Source organism: Desulfomicrobium apsheronum (assembly GCF_900114115.1).
Lineage (GTDB): Bacteria > Desulfobacterota > Desulfovibrionia > Desulfovibrionales > Desulfomicrobiaceae > Desulfomicrobium > Desulfomicrobium apsheronum.
Genome location: NZ_FORX01000004.1, coordinates 79,321 through 94,766 on the forward strand (window position 1 = coordinate 79,321; position 15,446 = coordinate 94,766).

Genomic DNA, 15,446 nt, shown 5'->3' on the forward strand with positions numbered 1-15,446 from the left:
TGCAACGCTTGACAAATTAGACGTACTAAATATTGTCTCTCGGTCTCGAACACGAGCCCGAAAGACCGCATCAAGGAGAGCCTGTGCCTACCATTGTCAATTTGCGTGAAATGCGCGTGGATCAACACGGCATCATAAGGACCATCGGCGCGCAAGGAGAGCTTGGCCGCCGTATCCGCGACATGGGCCTTGTTCCCGGCACGGAAATCACCGTCATCGGCCGGGCTCCGCTCAAAGACCCCGTGGCCCTGCGGCTCAAGGGCTTCACCCTGACCCTGCGCAACAGCGAAGCCGATTTCATCACCGTCGAACTCCCGGATGCCGAACTTGTCTGAACCCGTCATTGCAACCATCGCCCTGGCCGGCAACCCCAATGCAGGCAAGACCACCCTTTTTAACTCCCTGACCGGCTCGCGGCAGCATGTCGGAAATTATCCGGGCATCACCGTGGAGAAGAAGGAAGGGTATGTCGACACCCCGCACGGCCTGACCCGCGTGGTGGACCTGCCCGGCACCTATTCCCTGACCGCCTATTCCCAGGAAGAGCTCGTGGCCCGGGATTTTCTCATCCACGAGCGGCCCCAGGGCGTCATAAACGTCCTCGACGCCACCAGCCTGGAGCGCAACCTGTACCTGACCGTGCAGTTCCTGGAGATCGGCATCCCCGTGACCGTGGCCCTGAACATGGTCGACGCCCTGGAAGCCAAGGGCATGCGCATCGACTCGGACCGTCTGGCCAGCCTCATGAACGTACCGGTCGTGCGCACCGTAGCGCGTTCCGACAAGGGTGTCCGCGAAGCCCTGGACGCGGCCATGAACCACCCGCAAAAAGCCTGGCAGCCGCTGCACATCTCCTACGGGCCGGACCTTGACCCCGTGCTCAAGGAAATGACGGACCTGATCGAAGCCCGGGATTTTCTGACCCAGACCTACCCCCCGCGCTGGTTGGCGCTCAAATTTCTGGAAAACGACCTGGTCGTGCGCCAGCTTTTCGAGGCCGATTCCGAGTTGCACCGGGACATGCGCGACATGGCCGACAATGTCGCCCGGCACTGCGAGAAGACGCTCAAGACCCAGCCTGAATTCATTGTCGCCGACTACCGCTACGGCTACATATCATCCATATTGCGCCAGGGCGTGCTGACCATCCAGCCCGACCTGCAGGGCCGCGCTGACCTGTCGGACAAGATCGACAGCGTCCTGACCCATCAACTGGCAGGGCCGATCATCATGCTCGGCATCCTCTACGGCCTCTTCAGCGTGACCTTCGCCATCGGCCAGGTGCCCATGGGCTGGGTCGAATCCTTTTTCGAATGGCTCTCCTCCCTGGCCATGCAGATGCCCCCGGGTCTGACCAGATCGCTGGTCGTGGACGGGATCATCGCTGGTGTCGGCGGCGTGCTGGGTTTTGTCCCGCTCATCCTGATCATGTTCCTTGGCATCACTTTTCTCGAGGATTCCGGATACATGGCGCGCATGGCCTACATGCTGGACCGGGTCTTTCGCATCTTCGGGCTGCACGGCAGCTCGGTGGTGCCCTTCATCATCTCTGGAGGCATTCCCGGAGGCTGCGCCGTGCCCGGCGTCATGGCCGCGCGCACCCTGCGCAGCCCCAAGGAGAAGCTAGCCACGCTCCTGACCGCCCCCTTCATGGTCTGCGGCGCCAAGGTGCCCGTCTTCATCCTGCTCGCGGCGGCCTTCTTTCCGGAACATGGAGCCCGGGTCATGTTCCTGATCACCCTAGTCGGCTGGGCCGCGGCCCTCGTGGTGGCCAAGATGCTGCGATCGTCCGTCATTCGCGGACCGTCCACGCCCTTTGTCATGGAACTTCCGCCCTACCGCATGCCCACGACCATGGGCATGATCCTGCACACCTGGGAGCGCGGCTGGCAGTATATCAAAAAGGCAGGAACGGTGATCCTGGCCATCTCGGTCCTGATCTGGGCCATGATGACCTTTCCGGCCCTCTCTCCGGAAGCGGCCGCACCCATCGAGTCCCAGATCCAGACCCTGGAGCGGCGTCTGGCTACGGAACCGATTGAGGAAATCCGTCTGGCACTGCAAAACGACATTTCGGAACTGAACCTGCACATCAAGGAAGAGACCCTGGCCAACTCCCTGGCCGGACGCCTTGGACGCGCCATCGAGCCCGTCACGGCCTGGGCCGGGTTCGACTGGCGGACCAATATTGCCCTGGTGGGAGGAATCGCGGCCAAGGAGGTCATCGTCTCCACCCTGGCCACGGCCCACGCCCTGAGCGACGACGAGGCGCAGGCCTTCTCCGCGCGCATCGCCTCGGCTCCAAGCTGGAACACCAGTGTGGCGGTGAGCCTCATGATCTTCGTGCTGCTTTATTCCCCCTGCTTCGTGACCGTGGTCGCCATCGCCCGCGAGGCTTCGTGGGGCTGGGCCGTTTTCAGCGTCGTTTTCAACACGGGCTTTGCCTTTGTCCTGGCTGTGGCCACGTATCAGCTCGGCATGAGGATGGGGTGGTAATGTTTTTCTGCAAACTCAAAGACACGGCAAACGGGGTGCGCACCCTCTGCGACCTCAAGGACGGCGAAAAGGCGGTGGTCCGCTGCCTGGTCAAGTCACAGGGCTGCCACCTCAGCAAGCTCGCGGCCATGGGCATAACTCCGGGCACGCAGATCGAGATGATCTCCAACGCAAGCGGCCCCCTCATGGTGCTGGTCCGCTCATCGCGCCTGTGCCTGTGCCGCAGCCTGGGCAAGTCCATCGTGGTGGAATGAAGATCTCCGTCGTCATTCCGGTCTACCGCGAAGAGGGCATCGTGGCCTTTCTGGAAGACCTCCTGCGACGGACACAGATCGAACGGACAAGCGACGAAGTCGAAATAACGGTCGTCGACGGCGCGCCCGAAGCCGACACCCTGGCCCGTATCGGCGACATGCCCGTATCACGGCTGTCCTCCCCGCCCGGCCGGGGAGCGCAGCTCAACCGAGGGGCTTTGGCCTCCGGGGGCGAAGTCCTGCTTTTCCTGCATGCCGACACCATCCTGCCCGAAAACGCCTTCAGCCTCATCCGCCAGACCCTGCACGACAAATCCGTCTCCGGCGGAGCCTTCAGCCTGAGCTATGTCCCCCGCACGCCAGGACTGTCCTTCATCACCGCGCTGGCCAACCTGCGCTCACGGCGCACTCGCGTGCCCTACGGAGATCAGGCCATCTTCGTGCGCCGCAGCGTTTTCGAGGAGCTGAACGGACTTTTGCCAATACCGATCATGGAAGACCTCGAATTCATGACCCGCCTGCGCAGACACGGACACAATATCCGCATCCTGGCCATGCCGGTGCGCACCTCGGCCCGGCGTCAACTGCATGAGGGCATCCTGCGCTGCACCCTGCGCAACCTCTGCCTGCGCCTGCTCTACCACTGCGGAATTCCGCCACGAATCCTGGCCGGTCTGTACCGCAGGCACGGAGGTTAAGCCGTGCGCGTACTCGTCTTCACCAAATATCCGCAGCCAGGCCGGGTCAAGACCAGGCTGGCCCGGACAGTGGGGGCACAGCTTGCCGCGAGCCTGCAGGAAGCGTTCATCCACGATGAACTGCACATGCTGGCCGAGCTTGGCGCAAGCGTGACCCTGTGCTGCGACCCTTTTCGCCCCCTGGCCGACTACGAGCGCCTGTTCGGCCCGAATTTGCGCTACATGGCGCAACAGGGCGCGGATCTTGGGGAGCGCATGCTCCACGCCCTGCACGCGGCTCTGCTGGAAAGCGACGGCGCGGTGCTCATTGGAAGCGACCTGCCCGATCTTCCGGCATCGCACCTGACAGAGGCCTTCGCAGCCCTGAAGAGCACGCAGGTTTGCCTTGGTCCGGCCACCGACGGAGGATTCTACCTTCTCGGCCTGCGAGAGCCTCTGCCTTCCGGCATTTTCGAGGGAGTGAACTGGAGCAGTGAACTGGTCCTGAAGCGAACCCTGGACAACTGCCGCGCCAAAGGTCTGACCCACCATCTCCTGCCGCCCTGGCCGGACGTGGACACCGCCCACGATCTGGCCGCCTATGCCGCCCGCAACCGAAACAAAGAGACCCGCTCCATGGACCTCATCCGCAGCCTGGGATTGCCGGAGGAAGCATGGAAGACCTGATCCGCTCCTTTCTTGTCGATCACGACTGGGTGCAGGATGCGCCGAAAGTCAGCTTCCTGGCCGCCGGCGAGTACAATCAGAATTTTCTGGTGCAAAGCGGAGACACGCGCCTCGTCTTTCGCATCAATCGTGGCAGCCAGCTCGGTCTTGCCGATCAAATCGGATATGAATTCAAGGTTTTGCAGTACATCGAGCCCTCCGGAGTGACACCGCGCCCCCTGCGTGTGCATCCGGATCCCCGTCCTTTCGGGGGCGGCGTCATGCTCATGCAGCATCTGCCCGGAGAAGCACTGGTCTACGAACGCGACCTCGCGCGCGCGGCGAACATCTTCGCCCGCATCCACGCCCTGCCGCCCTGCCCGGATTTGCTGATCCAGGAGGACCCCATCGCGGCCATCGCCTCGGAGAGCCTGGCGCTCATAAACCGCTATCCTGATCACGCCCTGACCAAGCAGCGCGGCAAACTGCTTGACTATCACCAGCACATCGTACGCCTGGGCGAGGACAACCGCGCCCTCTTCGCGGCCGATCGTCTTTGCGTGGTCAACACGGAAGTCAACTCCGGGAATTTCCTGATCTCCCCGGGGAGTGCGTATCTGGTGGACTGGGAAAAGGCCGTGATCTCCAGTCGCCACCAGGATCTGGGCCATTTTCTGTCGCCCACGACCACCCTGTGGAAAACCGAGACGATCCTCACCCAGGAACAGAAGGACAAGTTCCTGAAAGCCTATCACCGCCATCTGACTGATCCTCCGGCCCTCGAAGAACTCATGCGCCTCGGCCGGATCATGGAGCAGGTCATCATCCTGCGCGGCCTGTCCTGGTGCTTCATGGCGCACCACGAGTACACTCATGCCGCCAAGCCCCTGACCGATGCCCTGACCCGAAGAAAAATCGAGCTCTACATGCGCGACCTCGATCGAATCATCGCTTCCGCTCCTTGAGCCGATCCTGTACGCTCGGCCGCTGTATGACGAACATCTTGTCATCAGACCGACTTTGACGCATTGTCCTACACCGGTGCCAAAGCCGCCTCGATTTTCTCCATGAACATGCAAAGGATGCCTTCATGTCCCGCGATTCCTTCAAAACCGTCTACTCCACGGAAAAACCGACATGCCGCAAATGCGGACGTGTGGACTGCGTCTGCGGCCAGACCCGGCCTCCGGCCCAGGGTCCGGTACGGGTCGGCCGGGAAACAAAAGGCCGCAAGGGCGCGGGAGTCACGGTCGTGACCGGACTTACCCTGCCTGAAACAGAGCTCAAGGCGCTGCTGTCGGACTGCAAGAAGCGCCTGGGCTGCGGCGGCACTCTGCGGAACGGAGTCCTGGAATTCCAGGGAGAGCACCGCGACACCCTGCTGGCCTTTTTGAAAGATCGCGGCATCGCCGCCAAGAAGTCGGGGAGCTGATGACGGCAAGCATCTCCCTGCAACGTCAACTCGACCACCTGAACCGCGCCCAGCGTCACGCCTCCATCGGCTCCTTCGAGCATGACATGGATACCGGCGCGACCTTCTGGTCCGATGAACAGTACCGCCTGCTCGGATTCAATCCGGGCACGGTGACCCCATCCCTGGACAAGTTCCTTCACCTCCTCGAATCCGGCAGCCGGGCACGCTTCCTGCGCAGGGTAAGCGTCTGTTTCGCCACAAGACGCGAACTGCGCACCGAACTGCGCTACACCCCGCAAAACGGCTCCCCGCGCTTAGCCCAGATCCGCGCCGAATTCGAACCCGACGCAAGCGGTCAGCTGCGCATCATCCGGGGCACCTTTCAGGACGTGACCGCGCGCAGAGCTGTGCAGTCCGCGCTACGCCAGAGCGAGTCGCGCTACCGGACCATTTTTGAAAATGCCCTGGAAGGAATTTACCAGACCACACCCGAAGGCACATTCCTGAGCGCCAACGCCTCCATGGCCAAAATCCTGTGCTACGACGACCCCGACGACTTGATGGCAGGCATACAGGACATCGGCCGCGATCTCTACGCCGACCCCGCCGACCGCAGACGCTATATGGAGCTTCTGGAAGAGCATGTCCGGGTCATGGGCTTCGAGACGCAGGTGCGGCGCAAGGACGGCAGCCTGATCTGGGTGACCCTCAACTCCACCTTGATCCGGGATGCAGGCACCGGTCGGCCCTGTCTGATCGGAACCATGGAAGACATCAGTACACGCAAGCGCTACGAACTGTCGCTGATCGAATCGGACCAGCGCTTTCGCAACCTGCTACAACAGATAAGCTGCATCGCCGTGTCCCTCGACAATCAAAACCGGATCATCTTCTCCAATCCCTTTCTGCAGCAGCTGACCGGGTGGAACGCGGCGGAACTTGGCGGCCGCGACTGGTTCGAGGTCTTCATCCCCCCGGACCAACGCGAAGCCATGGCCAGAGTCCTCACGGACACGCAAGAACCGGAAAGCATGGACGCGGAAATCCTGACCCGCCTGGGAGCGCGCCGCCTCATACGCTGGAACACCGTGCCCGACATCAACGTGCAGGGCGAAACCACGGGCGTGACCTGCATGGGCGTGGACATCACCGCGATCAAAATGGCCCGGGACACCCTGAGCAAAAGCGCGCTGCTGCACTCCATGCGGCTGCGCATCGACGATGCGGCCCATTCGACCTCGGATTTTGCCAGCCTCATGCGTACCGTGCACCAGATCCTGGGCGAAACCATCGACGCCAAGAACCTGATCACCGCCCTCATCAACACGGACAAGAATTCGCTGGAATTTCCCTACTGGGTGGATGAAATGACCGATGTCAGCGAAGCGGCCCCGCGCATCGACGATCTGAACGATCCGGAGAACCGTCGCCTGACCCTGGAGCTCTTGCGCGGCAACGTCCCCAACATACTGAGCGCAGCCGACATGACTGCTCTGACCAGAACCGGACAAATCCGGCTGGTGGGCGTGATTCCCCAGAGCTGGATGGGCGTCCCGCTCAAAGTGCGCGGCAAGGGCATCGGCGCCCTCATCGTGCAGAACTACACGACCCCGACGCAGTACACCCGGGACGACCTGGACATCCTGCTCGAAGTCTCGGAGCAGATCGCCCTGGCCATCGAACGCCAGCGCCATGACGAACTCTCCCAGACTGCCGAGGAAATTTTTCACGACATCCCATCTGGTCTTTTCATCTACAAATGCATCGAACCGGGCCAGTTGATCCTTGAAACCGCCAACCCGGCCGCCCTGCGTCTCATCCACAAGCGCCTCGAAGAGGCCAGGGGCATGCTCTTCACGGACATCTGGCCGCGCGGCACCCTGCTTGAGAGATACCTGCACTGCCTGCGCACGAAAGAGCATTTCGACAAGGAAGCGCATCTCTACGAAGACGACCGCATCCGAGGCTATTTCCGCATCCACGCCTTTGCCCTGCCCGGAGAAAAGCTGGCCGTGGCCTTCGAGGACGTCACCGAACGCGAGCTTGTCCAGCAGGCCCTCATCCGAGCCAAGGAGGCCGCCGAATCGGCCAACCGGGCCAAGAGCGAGTTCCTGGCCAACATCAGCCACGAGGTGCGCACGCCCCTGAACGGGATCATGGGCATGCTGCAACTGGCCATGCAGTCCGAGGCATCACCGGAACTTGCCGAGTACATGCACACGGCCCTGGCATCGTCCCGCAACCTTTTACGGGTCCTGAACGACGTGCTCGACTTCACCAAGGTGGATGCGGGAAAAATGGAACTTCTGGAGCGGGAATTCGATCTGGATGAGCTGCTGAGCCAGGCCGTGAACTTTTTCAAGGCCTTGGCCCTGGACAAGAAAATCAGCCTCGTGCTTTCGACTCCGCCAAATCTGGGAAGGTTTGTCGGTGATGAAGGACGCCTGCGCCAAATCCTCTTCAACCTGATGGGCAACGCCCTCAAGTTCACGGACGCTGGCAGCGTGACCCTTGAAGCCTGGCCCGTGGGCGAGCGTGCCGGAAAGACGCGCATCCTGTTCACCGTGCAGGACAAAGGGATCGGCATCCCGATGGACAAGCTGGATTATGTCTTCGAATCCTTCACCCAGGTCGACGGAACCTATTCGCGACGCTATCAGGGAACGGGGCTCGGCCTGCCCATCGTCAAGCGTCTGGTGACGCTCATGGGCGGCAACATCTCGGTGGAGAGCATGGAAGGCGAGGGCACGACCATCCTCTTCGTCCTCCCCCTGTGGGCGGCACCGCCGCTGAAGGCACATGTACCGGCGCGGCCAAAGCCCATCAACACCGATGTCGGCCCGCTTGGCATTCTGCTGGTGGAAGACGACATGGTGAACATGACCATGGCCAAACGCATGCTCGAAAAACTGGGACACAGCGTCATCTGCGCCCGCAACGGCCTGGAAGCCCTGGACTGCCTGCATGCCCCTGGCGTGGACGTGGTGCTCATGGACATCCAGATGCCGGAAATGGACGGAATCGAGGCCACGGAAATCATCCGAAACAACCCTCGCTTCATCCACTGCGCCCAGATCCCCATCATCGCCCTGACCGCCCATGCCATGGGCGGTGACGAGGAAAAATTCCTGTCACGCGGCATGAACGCCTACCTGTCCAAACCTTTCGACCACATCCGCCTGTTGGAACTGCTGCATCGCTTTTTCGGCTGATCGATGGTGCGCACCAAAAAAAACCTCCGCAGGAAATCCCGCGGAGGCCGTTCATTGCAGTACCCGTAAAGGCTATTTCAGGCCGGCCGTGCCATTGAAGCTGACGGTGATCACCTCGTAGTCCACACGTCCTTTCGGAACCTGAACCGAGATTTCATCGCCTTCCTGCTTGCCAAGCAAGGCGCGCCCCACCGGAGACTCGATGGAGATGGTGCCCTTGGTGTGATCGGCCTCGTCGGGGCCGAGCAGGGTGTAGGTCTTGCGCTCTTCGGTCTCCATGTCCTCGACGGTCACCGTGGCACCGAATACCGCGCGGTCGCTCTGCAACGTATCGATGTCGATGACTTCAAAACGAATCATCCGCGATTCGATGTGGCTGATCCGGGCCTCCAGCATGCCCTGGCGTTCACGCGCGGCGTCGTATCCCGCGTTCTCGCGCAGGTCGCCCTCTTCCCGGGCTTCCTTGATGGCCTGAATAATGGCCGGACGCTCTTTCTTGAGGGCGTCCAGTTCCTTTTCCAAACGCTTGAAGCCTTCTACTGAAATGGGAATCCTGTTCATCATCATCCTTTGTGTGCAAAAATCGCATTAAGCCAATAAAAAAAAAAGATGCTTTGCCCACCAATTGGCTTGTGGCGGGCAAAGCGAGAGCAACATTTTCAAAAGCAAACCAAGAACCTGACTAGTGCATCCACGGTTGCGGGTCAAGGGGCTTGGCAAACCATTCCGACATCGCGACCCGGCAAGGAGCCGGAGGGACGGATTTTCATTCCCTCATGACCTGGCCGAGCTGGGCAAAGGTCTCCTCGGCAGCGGGCCGCAGCCGCACATCGTGCACATCCTGCAACTTGCGCATCTGTCGGATCATCTGCTCCAGACGGTCATCCTCGTTGACCAGAAGCCAGATGCGGCTCTCCTCGCCGCCGTCCGTGGGCAGGCAGAGAATGGCTTCGACGTTGAACGCGCGGCGGGAAAAAAGACCGCAGACATGGGACATGACCCCGGGATGGTTCTTGACCAACACATCGAGGACGGTGCGTGACGTGTTGCTATGCATGGCATTCACCTCCGAGCATGATTCTGTTGGCGGCCCCGGGAGGGACCATGGGCCAGACTTTCTCGTCCCGGTCCACCGGGACATGGATCAGGGTCGGGCCCCTATGGGCCAGGGCCTCGCTCAGCACGGCATCGGGATCGGCGGCTCCGGCCAGGTCCCAGGTCTTCCATCTGAAACCAGTGGCAATGAGCGAAAAATCGACGCTCACGTCGTAAATGGATGAAAAATAATTGGCCTTGAAAAAAAGCTCCTGCTGCTGGTGCACAAGGCCAAGGCAGGCGTTGTTCATGAGGATGACGGTCACGTCCACGCCCTGTTCGGCGGCCGTGGCCATCTCCTGGATGTTCATGAGCAGGCTGCCGTCGCCGCTGAAGCAGACGACCTTGCGCTCGGGAGCGGCCAGGGCCGCACCAATGGCTGTGGGCAGGCCAAAACCCATGGTGCCGAGCCCGCCCGACGTCAGCCAACCGGTCCCCGGCATGAAAGGATAGCTCTGGGCCGTCCACATCTGATGCTTGCCCACGTCCGTGACCACGATGGCGTTTTCTCCGGCCAGTTCCCCGACCCGGCGGATCAGTTCCTGCGGGGTGTCGTGCCCGCCCTGCTCCGGGACCTGGGAGGGAAAGGCCAGCTTCAGGGCCTCGATGTACCCGATCCATTCCTGGCGCTCGGCCGGTGCGATCCTGGGCAAGAGAGCGCCGACGACTTCGCGCACGTCGCCAAGGATCGCCACGGAGGCGGCCCTGAGCTTGTCCAGTTCGCTGTGGTCTATGTCGATGTGAATGACCTTGGCCTGAGGACAGAACTCCTGCACCTTGCCCGTGGCCCGGTCGTCGAAGCGCACCCCGGCGGCCAGGATCAGATCGCAGGCTTCAAGCGCCATGTTGGTGTGGCGCTGGGCATGCATGCCGAGCATGCCCATGTTCAGCGGGTGGTCATGGGGCACGGCGGTCAGTCCCATGAGCGTCGACGTCACGGGCATGGAGGCCCGTTCGGCGAGGGTCAGCATCTCCTGACCCGCGCCCGAGGCGACCACCCCTCCGCCGAGCCACAGAATGGGTCTACGGGCGGAATTGAGCATCTCCACGGCCGTTTCCAGATCCCCGTCGAAACAGGTCGGAACGGGTTCGCGTTCGCCGATCTCGGGCCAGTGCGCAAAATCGGCCATCTCCAGCTGGACGTCGCGCGGGATGTCGATCAGCACCGGTCCGGGACGGCCGCTGGTGGCGATGGCGAAAGCCTCGGGGATGATGTGCAGCAGGTCCCGGGCCTCGCGCACCAGAAAATTGTGTTTGGTGATGGGAATGCTCATCCCGTAGGTGTCCACCTCCTGGAAGGCGTCGGTGCCGATCATGGCTCGGGGGACCTGGCCGGTGATGCAGATGACGGGGATCGAATCGAGTTTGGCGTCGGCGATGGCGGTCAGGATGTTGGTCGCGCCGGGCCCGGAGGTGGCGAAACAGACTGCGGGCAAGCCGGTGACCCTGGCCATGCCCTGGGCCAGAAAACCCGCGCCCTGCTCGTGCCGGGTCAGGACGTGACGGATGCGTGTGCTGCGGGAAAGTGCGTCGTAGAGGGGGAGGTTTGCGCCGCCGGGGATGCCCGCGATGGTGCGGATGCCCTGACGTTCAAGAAGGCTGATGGTCAGCTGCGCGCCGGTCATGGAAAACATCGTGCACTCCTTTTTTCAGCTCGTCTGTAGACCGGCGGAGGGTGAGCTGAAAAAGGAAAACCCCCGCCGGCGCCTGCGCTGGCGGGGGAAGAATTCGTCCGTATCCCGTTACAGCGTCAGGGCGTCCATAACGACGCATACTACTACGACTACTACTAGGCTTACGGAGACGTCGGTAGTGATGCGGTTCATGGGGCTCTTCCTTGGGATTTGGATAATCGAGTATCGAAAGAGATTTTTAGGCTGTTCAAAAAAAACTGTCAAGCAGGCGCTTGACCCCGGGGACTCCGGCAGGACAGAAAAAGCTTGCCCGGCCACGCCGGTCCATGACACTCGAAAACAATGCCGGACCTTGATTCAGAAACGGTTTGCGGGCATGGTGCTCTTGCGGCCGACAGATTTATCGTATCGAACTTCAACCACTCACAGGAGGGCTCATGCCCACATCGGAATACACGCTTTTCAGCGGCGGCGCCCAGGGTACTGAAACGGAATTTGGCCGTCTGGCCGAACAATACGGCATTCAGGAAGTGACCTACACCTTTGAAGGCCATAAGATCGAGCGGACCCGAGGGCTGCGCGTGCTGACCCCCGAAGAGTTGATGCGCAAGGATGTGAGCCTGAGCTATGTCTCGAAGCTCCTGAACCGGACTTTCACCAACGCCCCCATGATGCGCAGTATCCTGCAGACCGTCATGTACCAGATCGAGTCCGGCTACGAGATCTTCGTGGTCGGAAGCATCATGGAAGACGGCACGGTCAAGGGCGGAACGGGCTGGGGCACGGAGTTCGCCAAGATCTGCAACAAGCCGCTCTACTGCTTCGGCCAGGTCCGCAATTCCTGGCACAAATGGACCGGTGAGATCTGGGAACGCTGCGAAACCCCGACCATCACCAGCCACCATTTCTGCGGCACGGGCACCCGCTTCCTGGAAGACAACGGCCGCCAGGCCATCGCCGACCTCTTCGCAAAATCTTTCGCGAAATAGCTCGGCTGCGCAGTGGCGCAGCCTGCCTTTTTCATAGGTCCTATAGGTCCCATAAGACCCATAGGACCTATTTTTTCAGCTGCCCAATCGCAGCTTTCGCCACCGCCAAACCATCACCGACCTCTTCGCAAAATCTTTCGCGAAATAGCTCGGCAGCGCAGTGGCGCAGCCTGCCTTTTTCATAGGTCCTATAGGTCCCATAAGACCCATAGGACCTATTTTTTCAGCTGCCCAATCGCAGCTTTCGCCACCGCCAAACCATCCATGGCCGCCGAAACAATACCTCCCGCATACCCGGCCCCTTCGCCACACGGAAAAAGACCGCGCACCTGCGGATGCATGAGCGTCTCGCGATCGCGCGGGATGCGCACCGGCGAGCTGGTTCGCGACTCCACGGCCAGAAGCGTCGCTTCGGCGCTGTCGAAGCCCTTGTGCTTCCCGCCCAGAATGGTCAGCCCCTCCTGCAGAGCCCTGGTCACGAAACCGGGCAGCAGCTCGTGCAGCGGCGCACCGTAGATGCCCGGAATGTACGATGTCGCGCCCAGATTCTCCGACACCCTGCCCTGCAGAAAATCATCGGCCCGCTGGGCCGGAGCGCGCTGGGTCCGCCCGTCTCCGGCGCGGAACATGGTCTGCTCGACCTCGGCCTGAAAGCGCAGCAGCGCCAGCGGATCGTCGCCCGGCACGTCGGAAGGACGGATCTCGGCCACCAGCCCCGCGTTGGCGAAGGGAGCCTTGCGGCTGGCCAGGCTCATGCCGTTCAGGACCAGCTCCCCCGGAGCCGTGGATGCCGGGACCACAAACCCGCCAGGACACATGCAGAACGAAAAGACGCCCCGCTCGCCCGTCTGGCAGGACAGGCGGTAGCTGGCCGCAGGCAGAGCCGAATGGCGCGGGCTGTGATGGTAGAACATCCGGTCGACAAGTTCCTGCGGATGTTCAATGCGCACGCCAAGGGCGAAGGGCTTGGCCTCGATGAGCACCCCTCGTTTGAGCAGAAGGTCATAGATGTCGCGGGCCGAATGCCCGGTGGCCAGGATCACCGCGTCGCCCTCCACCGTCTCTCCCCCAGCCAGGCGCACACCGCGAACCTCCCCGGAATCAAGGACCAGATCGGTCACATGCGCCTCGAAATGAATCTCTCCGCCAGCGGCGATGATGACGTCGCGCATGTTGCGCACCAGCTTCGGCAGCACGTTGGACCCAAGATGCGGATGCGCGTCCACGCCGATGTCCGGGGATGCACCGTGGGCCACGAAAAGATCGAGAATGCGGTCCACATCGCCACGCTTCTTGGACCGGGTGTAAAGCTTGCCGTCGGAATAGGTGCCCGCCCCGCCTTCGCCGAAGCAATAGTTGGAGTGCGGGTTGACCAGTCCTTCGGAGTAGATCTTCTTGACGTCCTTGAGCCGGGCGCGAACATCGCGGCCGCGCTCCAGCAACACGGGTTTTATGCCTGCCTCAAGCAGGGTCAGGGCCGCGAAATATCCGCCCGGACCGGCTCCGACCACGACCACCCGCTCCCCGCCCAAGGGCCTTGGCGTGAACACCGAGGGGGCCGTGTCGCTTCCGCCCACGGCGATGCGCAGCAGAAAACGGGGCATCTTGGCCCGCGCATCCACCGAGCGGCGCACCACGCGCACCCTGACGCCGCCGTCGTCGTCCATTCCGGCCTTGGCCAGGGCCTGGGCCCGAATGTACGCCGCGTCATCGATATTGTCCGGCTCCACCAGCAGATCGACGTGAATTAATTCCATGAGGTGTCTCCGTATTGAAATATTTTTAAAACCATTCTTCGCGGCTGGCCAAAGCCTGTATCAGCGAAGGATAAATTCGGGCCGCGCCCTCGCGCACGTCGGGCTCCGGCGTGGCCAGATCGGGGATCATCATGGCGCGCGCCCCGGAGGCGATGGCCGCGCGCATGCCGGGGTTGGAATCCTCAAAGATGACGCAGTCCCTTGGCTGCACCTTGAGAGCGGCGCAGGTGCGCAGATAGATGTCTGGATCCGGCTTGGACCGCTCGATCTGCTCGATGGTCATTATCGACGCAAATCGGAACAGCGCAGGCCAGGCCTCGCGATTGCGCTCGACCATCTCGCGCCTGGAGGATGTAGCCAGGGCCAGCGGCACTCCCTGTCCGTCAAGCCAGGTCACAAGTTCGAGTGCTCCGGGCATGGGCGGAATGGCGCATGCCCGGCGTTCCTCTTCGCGCACCGCTTTCCAGTTTGCCCGAAATTCCGCCAACGGAAAATCTTTAAACCAATGCGTGAGCTTTTGTTCGCAAAGAACATTGGGAACCCCTACCAGATGGGCATAGAGGCTGTCATTCAAGTCGAATCCCAAACGGGCCGACTCGCGCTGCCAGATCCGCTTCAGGGTGGCCTCGGTATCCAGAAGCAGCCCGTCCATGTCAAAAAAGACGGCCGCTGGTCGTTGCGCTTTCTTCATCGCGTTGGAGCTAAGCGCGAACCGAGGAAGTGGCAAGGGGAATTGCGTCGCCGCTGGCGGATCGTCTTTACAGGCGGATTTGCCGGGGATACTCGTTGTGCATGTTCGCGGTCAAAACCGCCCAGACCGCTCGGAGCATGCAGGAAAAATGATCGGGGGCCATCGCTTGCCTGATTGTTGAAAAATTCAAAATTCACAGGCCGTTCAAAAATGATCACCTACAAGGAACTCATCGCGGCAAAAGCCGTGCTGGAATTGCCCGATCGCGTCTCATTGCGGGAAATCAGGGCCTCCTACATAAACCTGCTCAAGCGCTGGCATCCCGACACGTGCGCAGAGGACGGAGAAAAATGCAGCGAAATGACGCAAAGAATCGTGTCAGCCTACAGGATGGTCCTCGCCTACTGCGAAGCCTACGAATATTCCTTCGAAGATCAGGAACTCAGACGCCATCTCTCCAATGAGGAATGGTGGCTGGAAAAATTCGGCGAAGACCCGTTGTGGTCAAAAAATCAAAAATGACAGCATGTTAATCCGTCTCATACCACCAAACCCCTCCCT

At 61.3% G+C, this 15,446-nt stretch carries 15 protein-coding genes; 10 read left to right on the forward strand and 5 right to left on the reverse strand.

Translation table 11 applies throughout. The features are described from left to right. The first annotated feature begins 83 nt into the window (after nucleotides 1-83). The 8 genes from BMZ40_RS05990 to BMZ40_RS06025 all read left to right on the forward strand — a co-directional run bounded on the left by BMZ40_RS05990 (nucleotide 84) and on the right by BMZ40_RS06025 (nucleotide 8,719). Nucleotides 84-335, forward strand: coding sequence for a FeoA family protein (locus tag BMZ40_RS05990; protein WP_092191255.1), 252 nt, complete (start codon nucleotides 84-86; stop codon nucleotides 333-335). Then, nucleotides 319-2,496, forward strand: coding sequence for a ferrous iron transport protein B (feoB, locus tag BMZ40_RS05995; protein WP_177193041.1), 2,178 nt, complete (start codon nucleotides 319-321; stop codon nucleotides 2,494-2,496). Before BMZ40_RS05990 ends, feoB begins: the two co-directional genes overlap by 17 nt. Then, the gene (locus BMZ40_RS06000; protein WP_092191251.1) at nucleotides 2,496-2,750 is read left to right on the forward strand and encodes a FeoA family protein; all 255 of its coding nucleotides are present in this window, start codon (nucleotides 2,496-2,498) and stop codon (nucleotides 2,748-2,750) included. Before feoB ends, BMZ40_RS06000 begins: the two co-directional genes overlap by 1 nt. Further along, nucleotides 2,747-3,448 carry a TIGR04283 family arsenosugar biosynthesis glycosyltransferase gene (locus BMZ40_RS06005; protein WP_092373202.1) on the forward strand — a complete coding sequence of 234 codons (702 nt, stop codon included), beginning with the start codon at nucleotides 2,747-2,749 and terminating at the stop codon, nucleotides 3,446-3,448. Before BMZ40_RS06000 ends, BMZ40_RS06005 begins: the two co-directional genes overlap by 4 nt. 3 nt (nucleotides 3,449-3,451) lie before the next feature. Continuing rightward, the gene (locus BMZ40_RS06010; RefSeq protein ID WP_092373203.1) at nucleotides 3,452-4,114 is read left to right on the forward strand and encodes a TIGR04282 family arsenosugar biosynthesis glycosyltransferase; all 663 of its coding nucleotides are present in this window, start codon (nucleotides 3,452-3,454) and stop codon (nucleotides 4,112-4,114) included. Then, nucleotides 4,102-5,058 (forward strand): phosphotransferase family protein, encoded by a 957-nt coding sequence (locus tag BMZ40_RS06015; protein ID WP_092373204.1) that lies wholly within the window; start codon nucleotides 4,102-4,104, stop codon nucleotides 5,056-5,058. The genes BMZ40_RS06010 and BMZ40_RS06015 overlap by 13 nt, the downstream gene beginning before the upstream one ends. 125 nt (nucleotides 5,059-5,183) lie before the next feature. After that, nucleotides 5,184-5,525: a translation initiation factor gene (locus BMZ40_RS06020; RefSeq protein ID WP_092373205.1), complete on the forward strand. Its 342-nt coding sequence runs from the start codon at nucleotides 5,184-5,186 to the stop codon at nucleotides 5,523-5,525. Further along, nucleotides 5,525-8,719, forward strand: coding sequence for a PAS domain S-box protein (locus BMZ40_RS06025; protein ID WP_092373206.1), 3,195 nt, complete (start codon nucleotides 5,525-5,527; stop codon nucleotides 8,717-8,719). Before BMZ40_RS06020 ends, BMZ40_RS06025 begins: the two co-directional genes overlap by 1 nt. A 72-nt stretch (nucleotides 8,720-8,791) precedes the next feature. Here the strand turns inward: BMZ40_RS06025 and greA are convergent, their stop codons facing one another. From greA to ilvB, 3 genes are all read right to left on the reverse strand, one after another. Continuing rightward, nucleotides 8,792-9,280 carry a transcription elongation factor GreA gene (gene greA, locus BMZ40_RS06030; RefSeq protein ID WP_092373207.1) on the reverse strand — a complete coding sequence of 163 codons (489 nt, stop codon included), beginning with the start codon at nucleotides 9,278-9,280 and terminating at the stop codon, nucleotides 8,792-8,794. Between the two features lie 205 nt (nucleotides 9,281-9,485). Then, a complete protein-coding gene (gene ilvN / locus BMZ40_RS06035; RefSeq protein WP_092373208.1) occupies nucleotides 9,486-9,776 on the reverse strand; it encodes an acetolactate synthase small subunit in 291 nt (96 codons plus the stop codon). Then, entirely contained in the window at nucleotides 9,769-11,448 is a 1,680-nt protein-coding gene (ilvB, locus tag BMZ40_RS06040) for an acetolactate synthase large subunit (protein ID WP_092373209.1), read from the reverse strand. Before ilvB ends, ilvN begins: the two co-directional genes overlap by 8 nt. Nucleotides 11,449-11,885: 437 nt before the next feature. Here ilvB and BMZ40_RS06045 point away from each other — a divergent pair, with 437 nt between their 5' ends. Then, entirely contained in the window at nucleotides 11,886-12,437 is a 552-nt protein-coding gene (locus BMZ40_RS06045) for a hypothetical protein (protein ID WP_092191233.1), read from the forward strand. 215 nt (nucleotides 12,438-12,652) lie between these two features. Here the strand turns inward: BMZ40_RS06045 and BMZ40_RS06050 are convergent, their stop codons facing one another. Together BMZ40_RS06050 and BMZ40_RS06055 are read right to left on the reverse strand one after the other, a co-directional pair. After that, entirely contained in the window at nucleotides 12,653-14,194 is a 1,542-nt protein-coding gene (locus BMZ40_RS06050; RefSeq protein ID WP_092373210.1) for an NAD(P)/FAD-dependent oxidoreductase, read from the reverse strand. Nucleotides 14,195-14,219: 25 nt separating this feature from the next. Next, nucleotides 14,220-14,885 carry an HAD family hydrolase gene (locus tag BMZ40_RS06055; protein ID WP_092373211.1) on the reverse strand — a complete coding sequence of 222 codons (666 nt, stop codon included), beginning with the start codon at nucleotides 14,883-14,885 and terminating at the stop codon, nucleotides 14,220-14,222. 210 nt (nucleotides 14,886-15,095) lie between these two features. On the opposite strand from BMZ40_RS06055, the gene BMZ40_RS06060 reads away from it, so the two are divergent. Continuing rightward, nucleotides 15,096-15,407, forward strand: coding sequence for a J domain-containing protein (locus BMZ40_RS06060; RefSeq protein WP_143075557.1), 312 nt, complete (start codon nucleotides 15,096-15,098; stop codon nucleotides 15,405-15,407). Nucleotides 15,408-15,446 lie beyond the last annotated feature (39 nt).

Coding starts and splice junctions, on each gene's coding strand:
- feoB (WP_177193041.1), top strand. CDS start 319: ATGCCGAACTTGTCTGAACCCGTCATTGCAACCATCGCCCTGGCCGGC.
- BMZ40_RS06000 (WP_092191251.1), top strand. CDS start 2,496: ATGTTTTTCTGCAAACTCAAAGACACGGCAAACGGGGTGCGCACCCTC.
- BMZ40_RS06005 (WP_092373202.1), top strand. CDS start 2,747: ATGAAGATCTCCGTCGTCATTCCGGTCTACCGCGAAGAGGGCATCGTG.
- BMZ40_RS06015 (WP_092373204.1), top strand. CDS start 4,102: ATGGAAGACCTGATCCGCTCCTTTCTTGTCGATCACGACTGGGTGCAG.
- BMZ40_RS06020 (WP_092373205.1), top strand. CDS start 5,184: ATGTCCCGCGATTCCTTCAAAACCGTCTACTCCACGGAAAAACCGACA.
- BMZ40_RS06025 (WP_092373206.1), top strand. CDS start 5,525: ATGACGGCAAGCATCTCCCTGCAACGTCAACTCGACCACCTGAACCGC.
- greA (WP_092373207.1), bottom strand. CDS start 9,280: ATGAACAGGATTCCCATTTCAGTAGAAGGCTTCAAGCGTTTGGAAAAG.
- ilvN (WP_092373208.1), bottom strand. CDS start 9,776: ATGCATAGCAACACGTCACGCACCGTCCTCGATGTGTTGGTCAAGAAC.
- ilvB (WP_092373209.1), bottom strand. CDS start 11,448: ATGTTTTCCATGACCGGCGCGCAGCTGACCATCAGCCTTCTTGAACGT.
- BMZ40_RS06045 (WP_092191233.1), top strand. CDS start 11,886: ATGCCCACATCGGAATACACGCTTTTCAGCGGCGGCGCCCAGGGTACT.
- BMZ40_RS06050 (WP_092373210.1), bottom strand. CDS start 14,194: ATGGAATTAATTCACGTCGATCTGCTGGTGGAGCCGGACAATATCGAT.
- BMZ40_RS06055 (WP_092373211.1), bottom strand. CDS start 14,885: ATGAAGAAAGCGCAACGACCAGCGGCCGTCTTTTTTGACATGGACGGG.
- BMZ40_RS06060 (WP_143075557.1), top strand. CDS start 15,096: ATGATCACCTACAAGGAACTCATCGCGGCAAAAGCCGTGCTGGAATTG.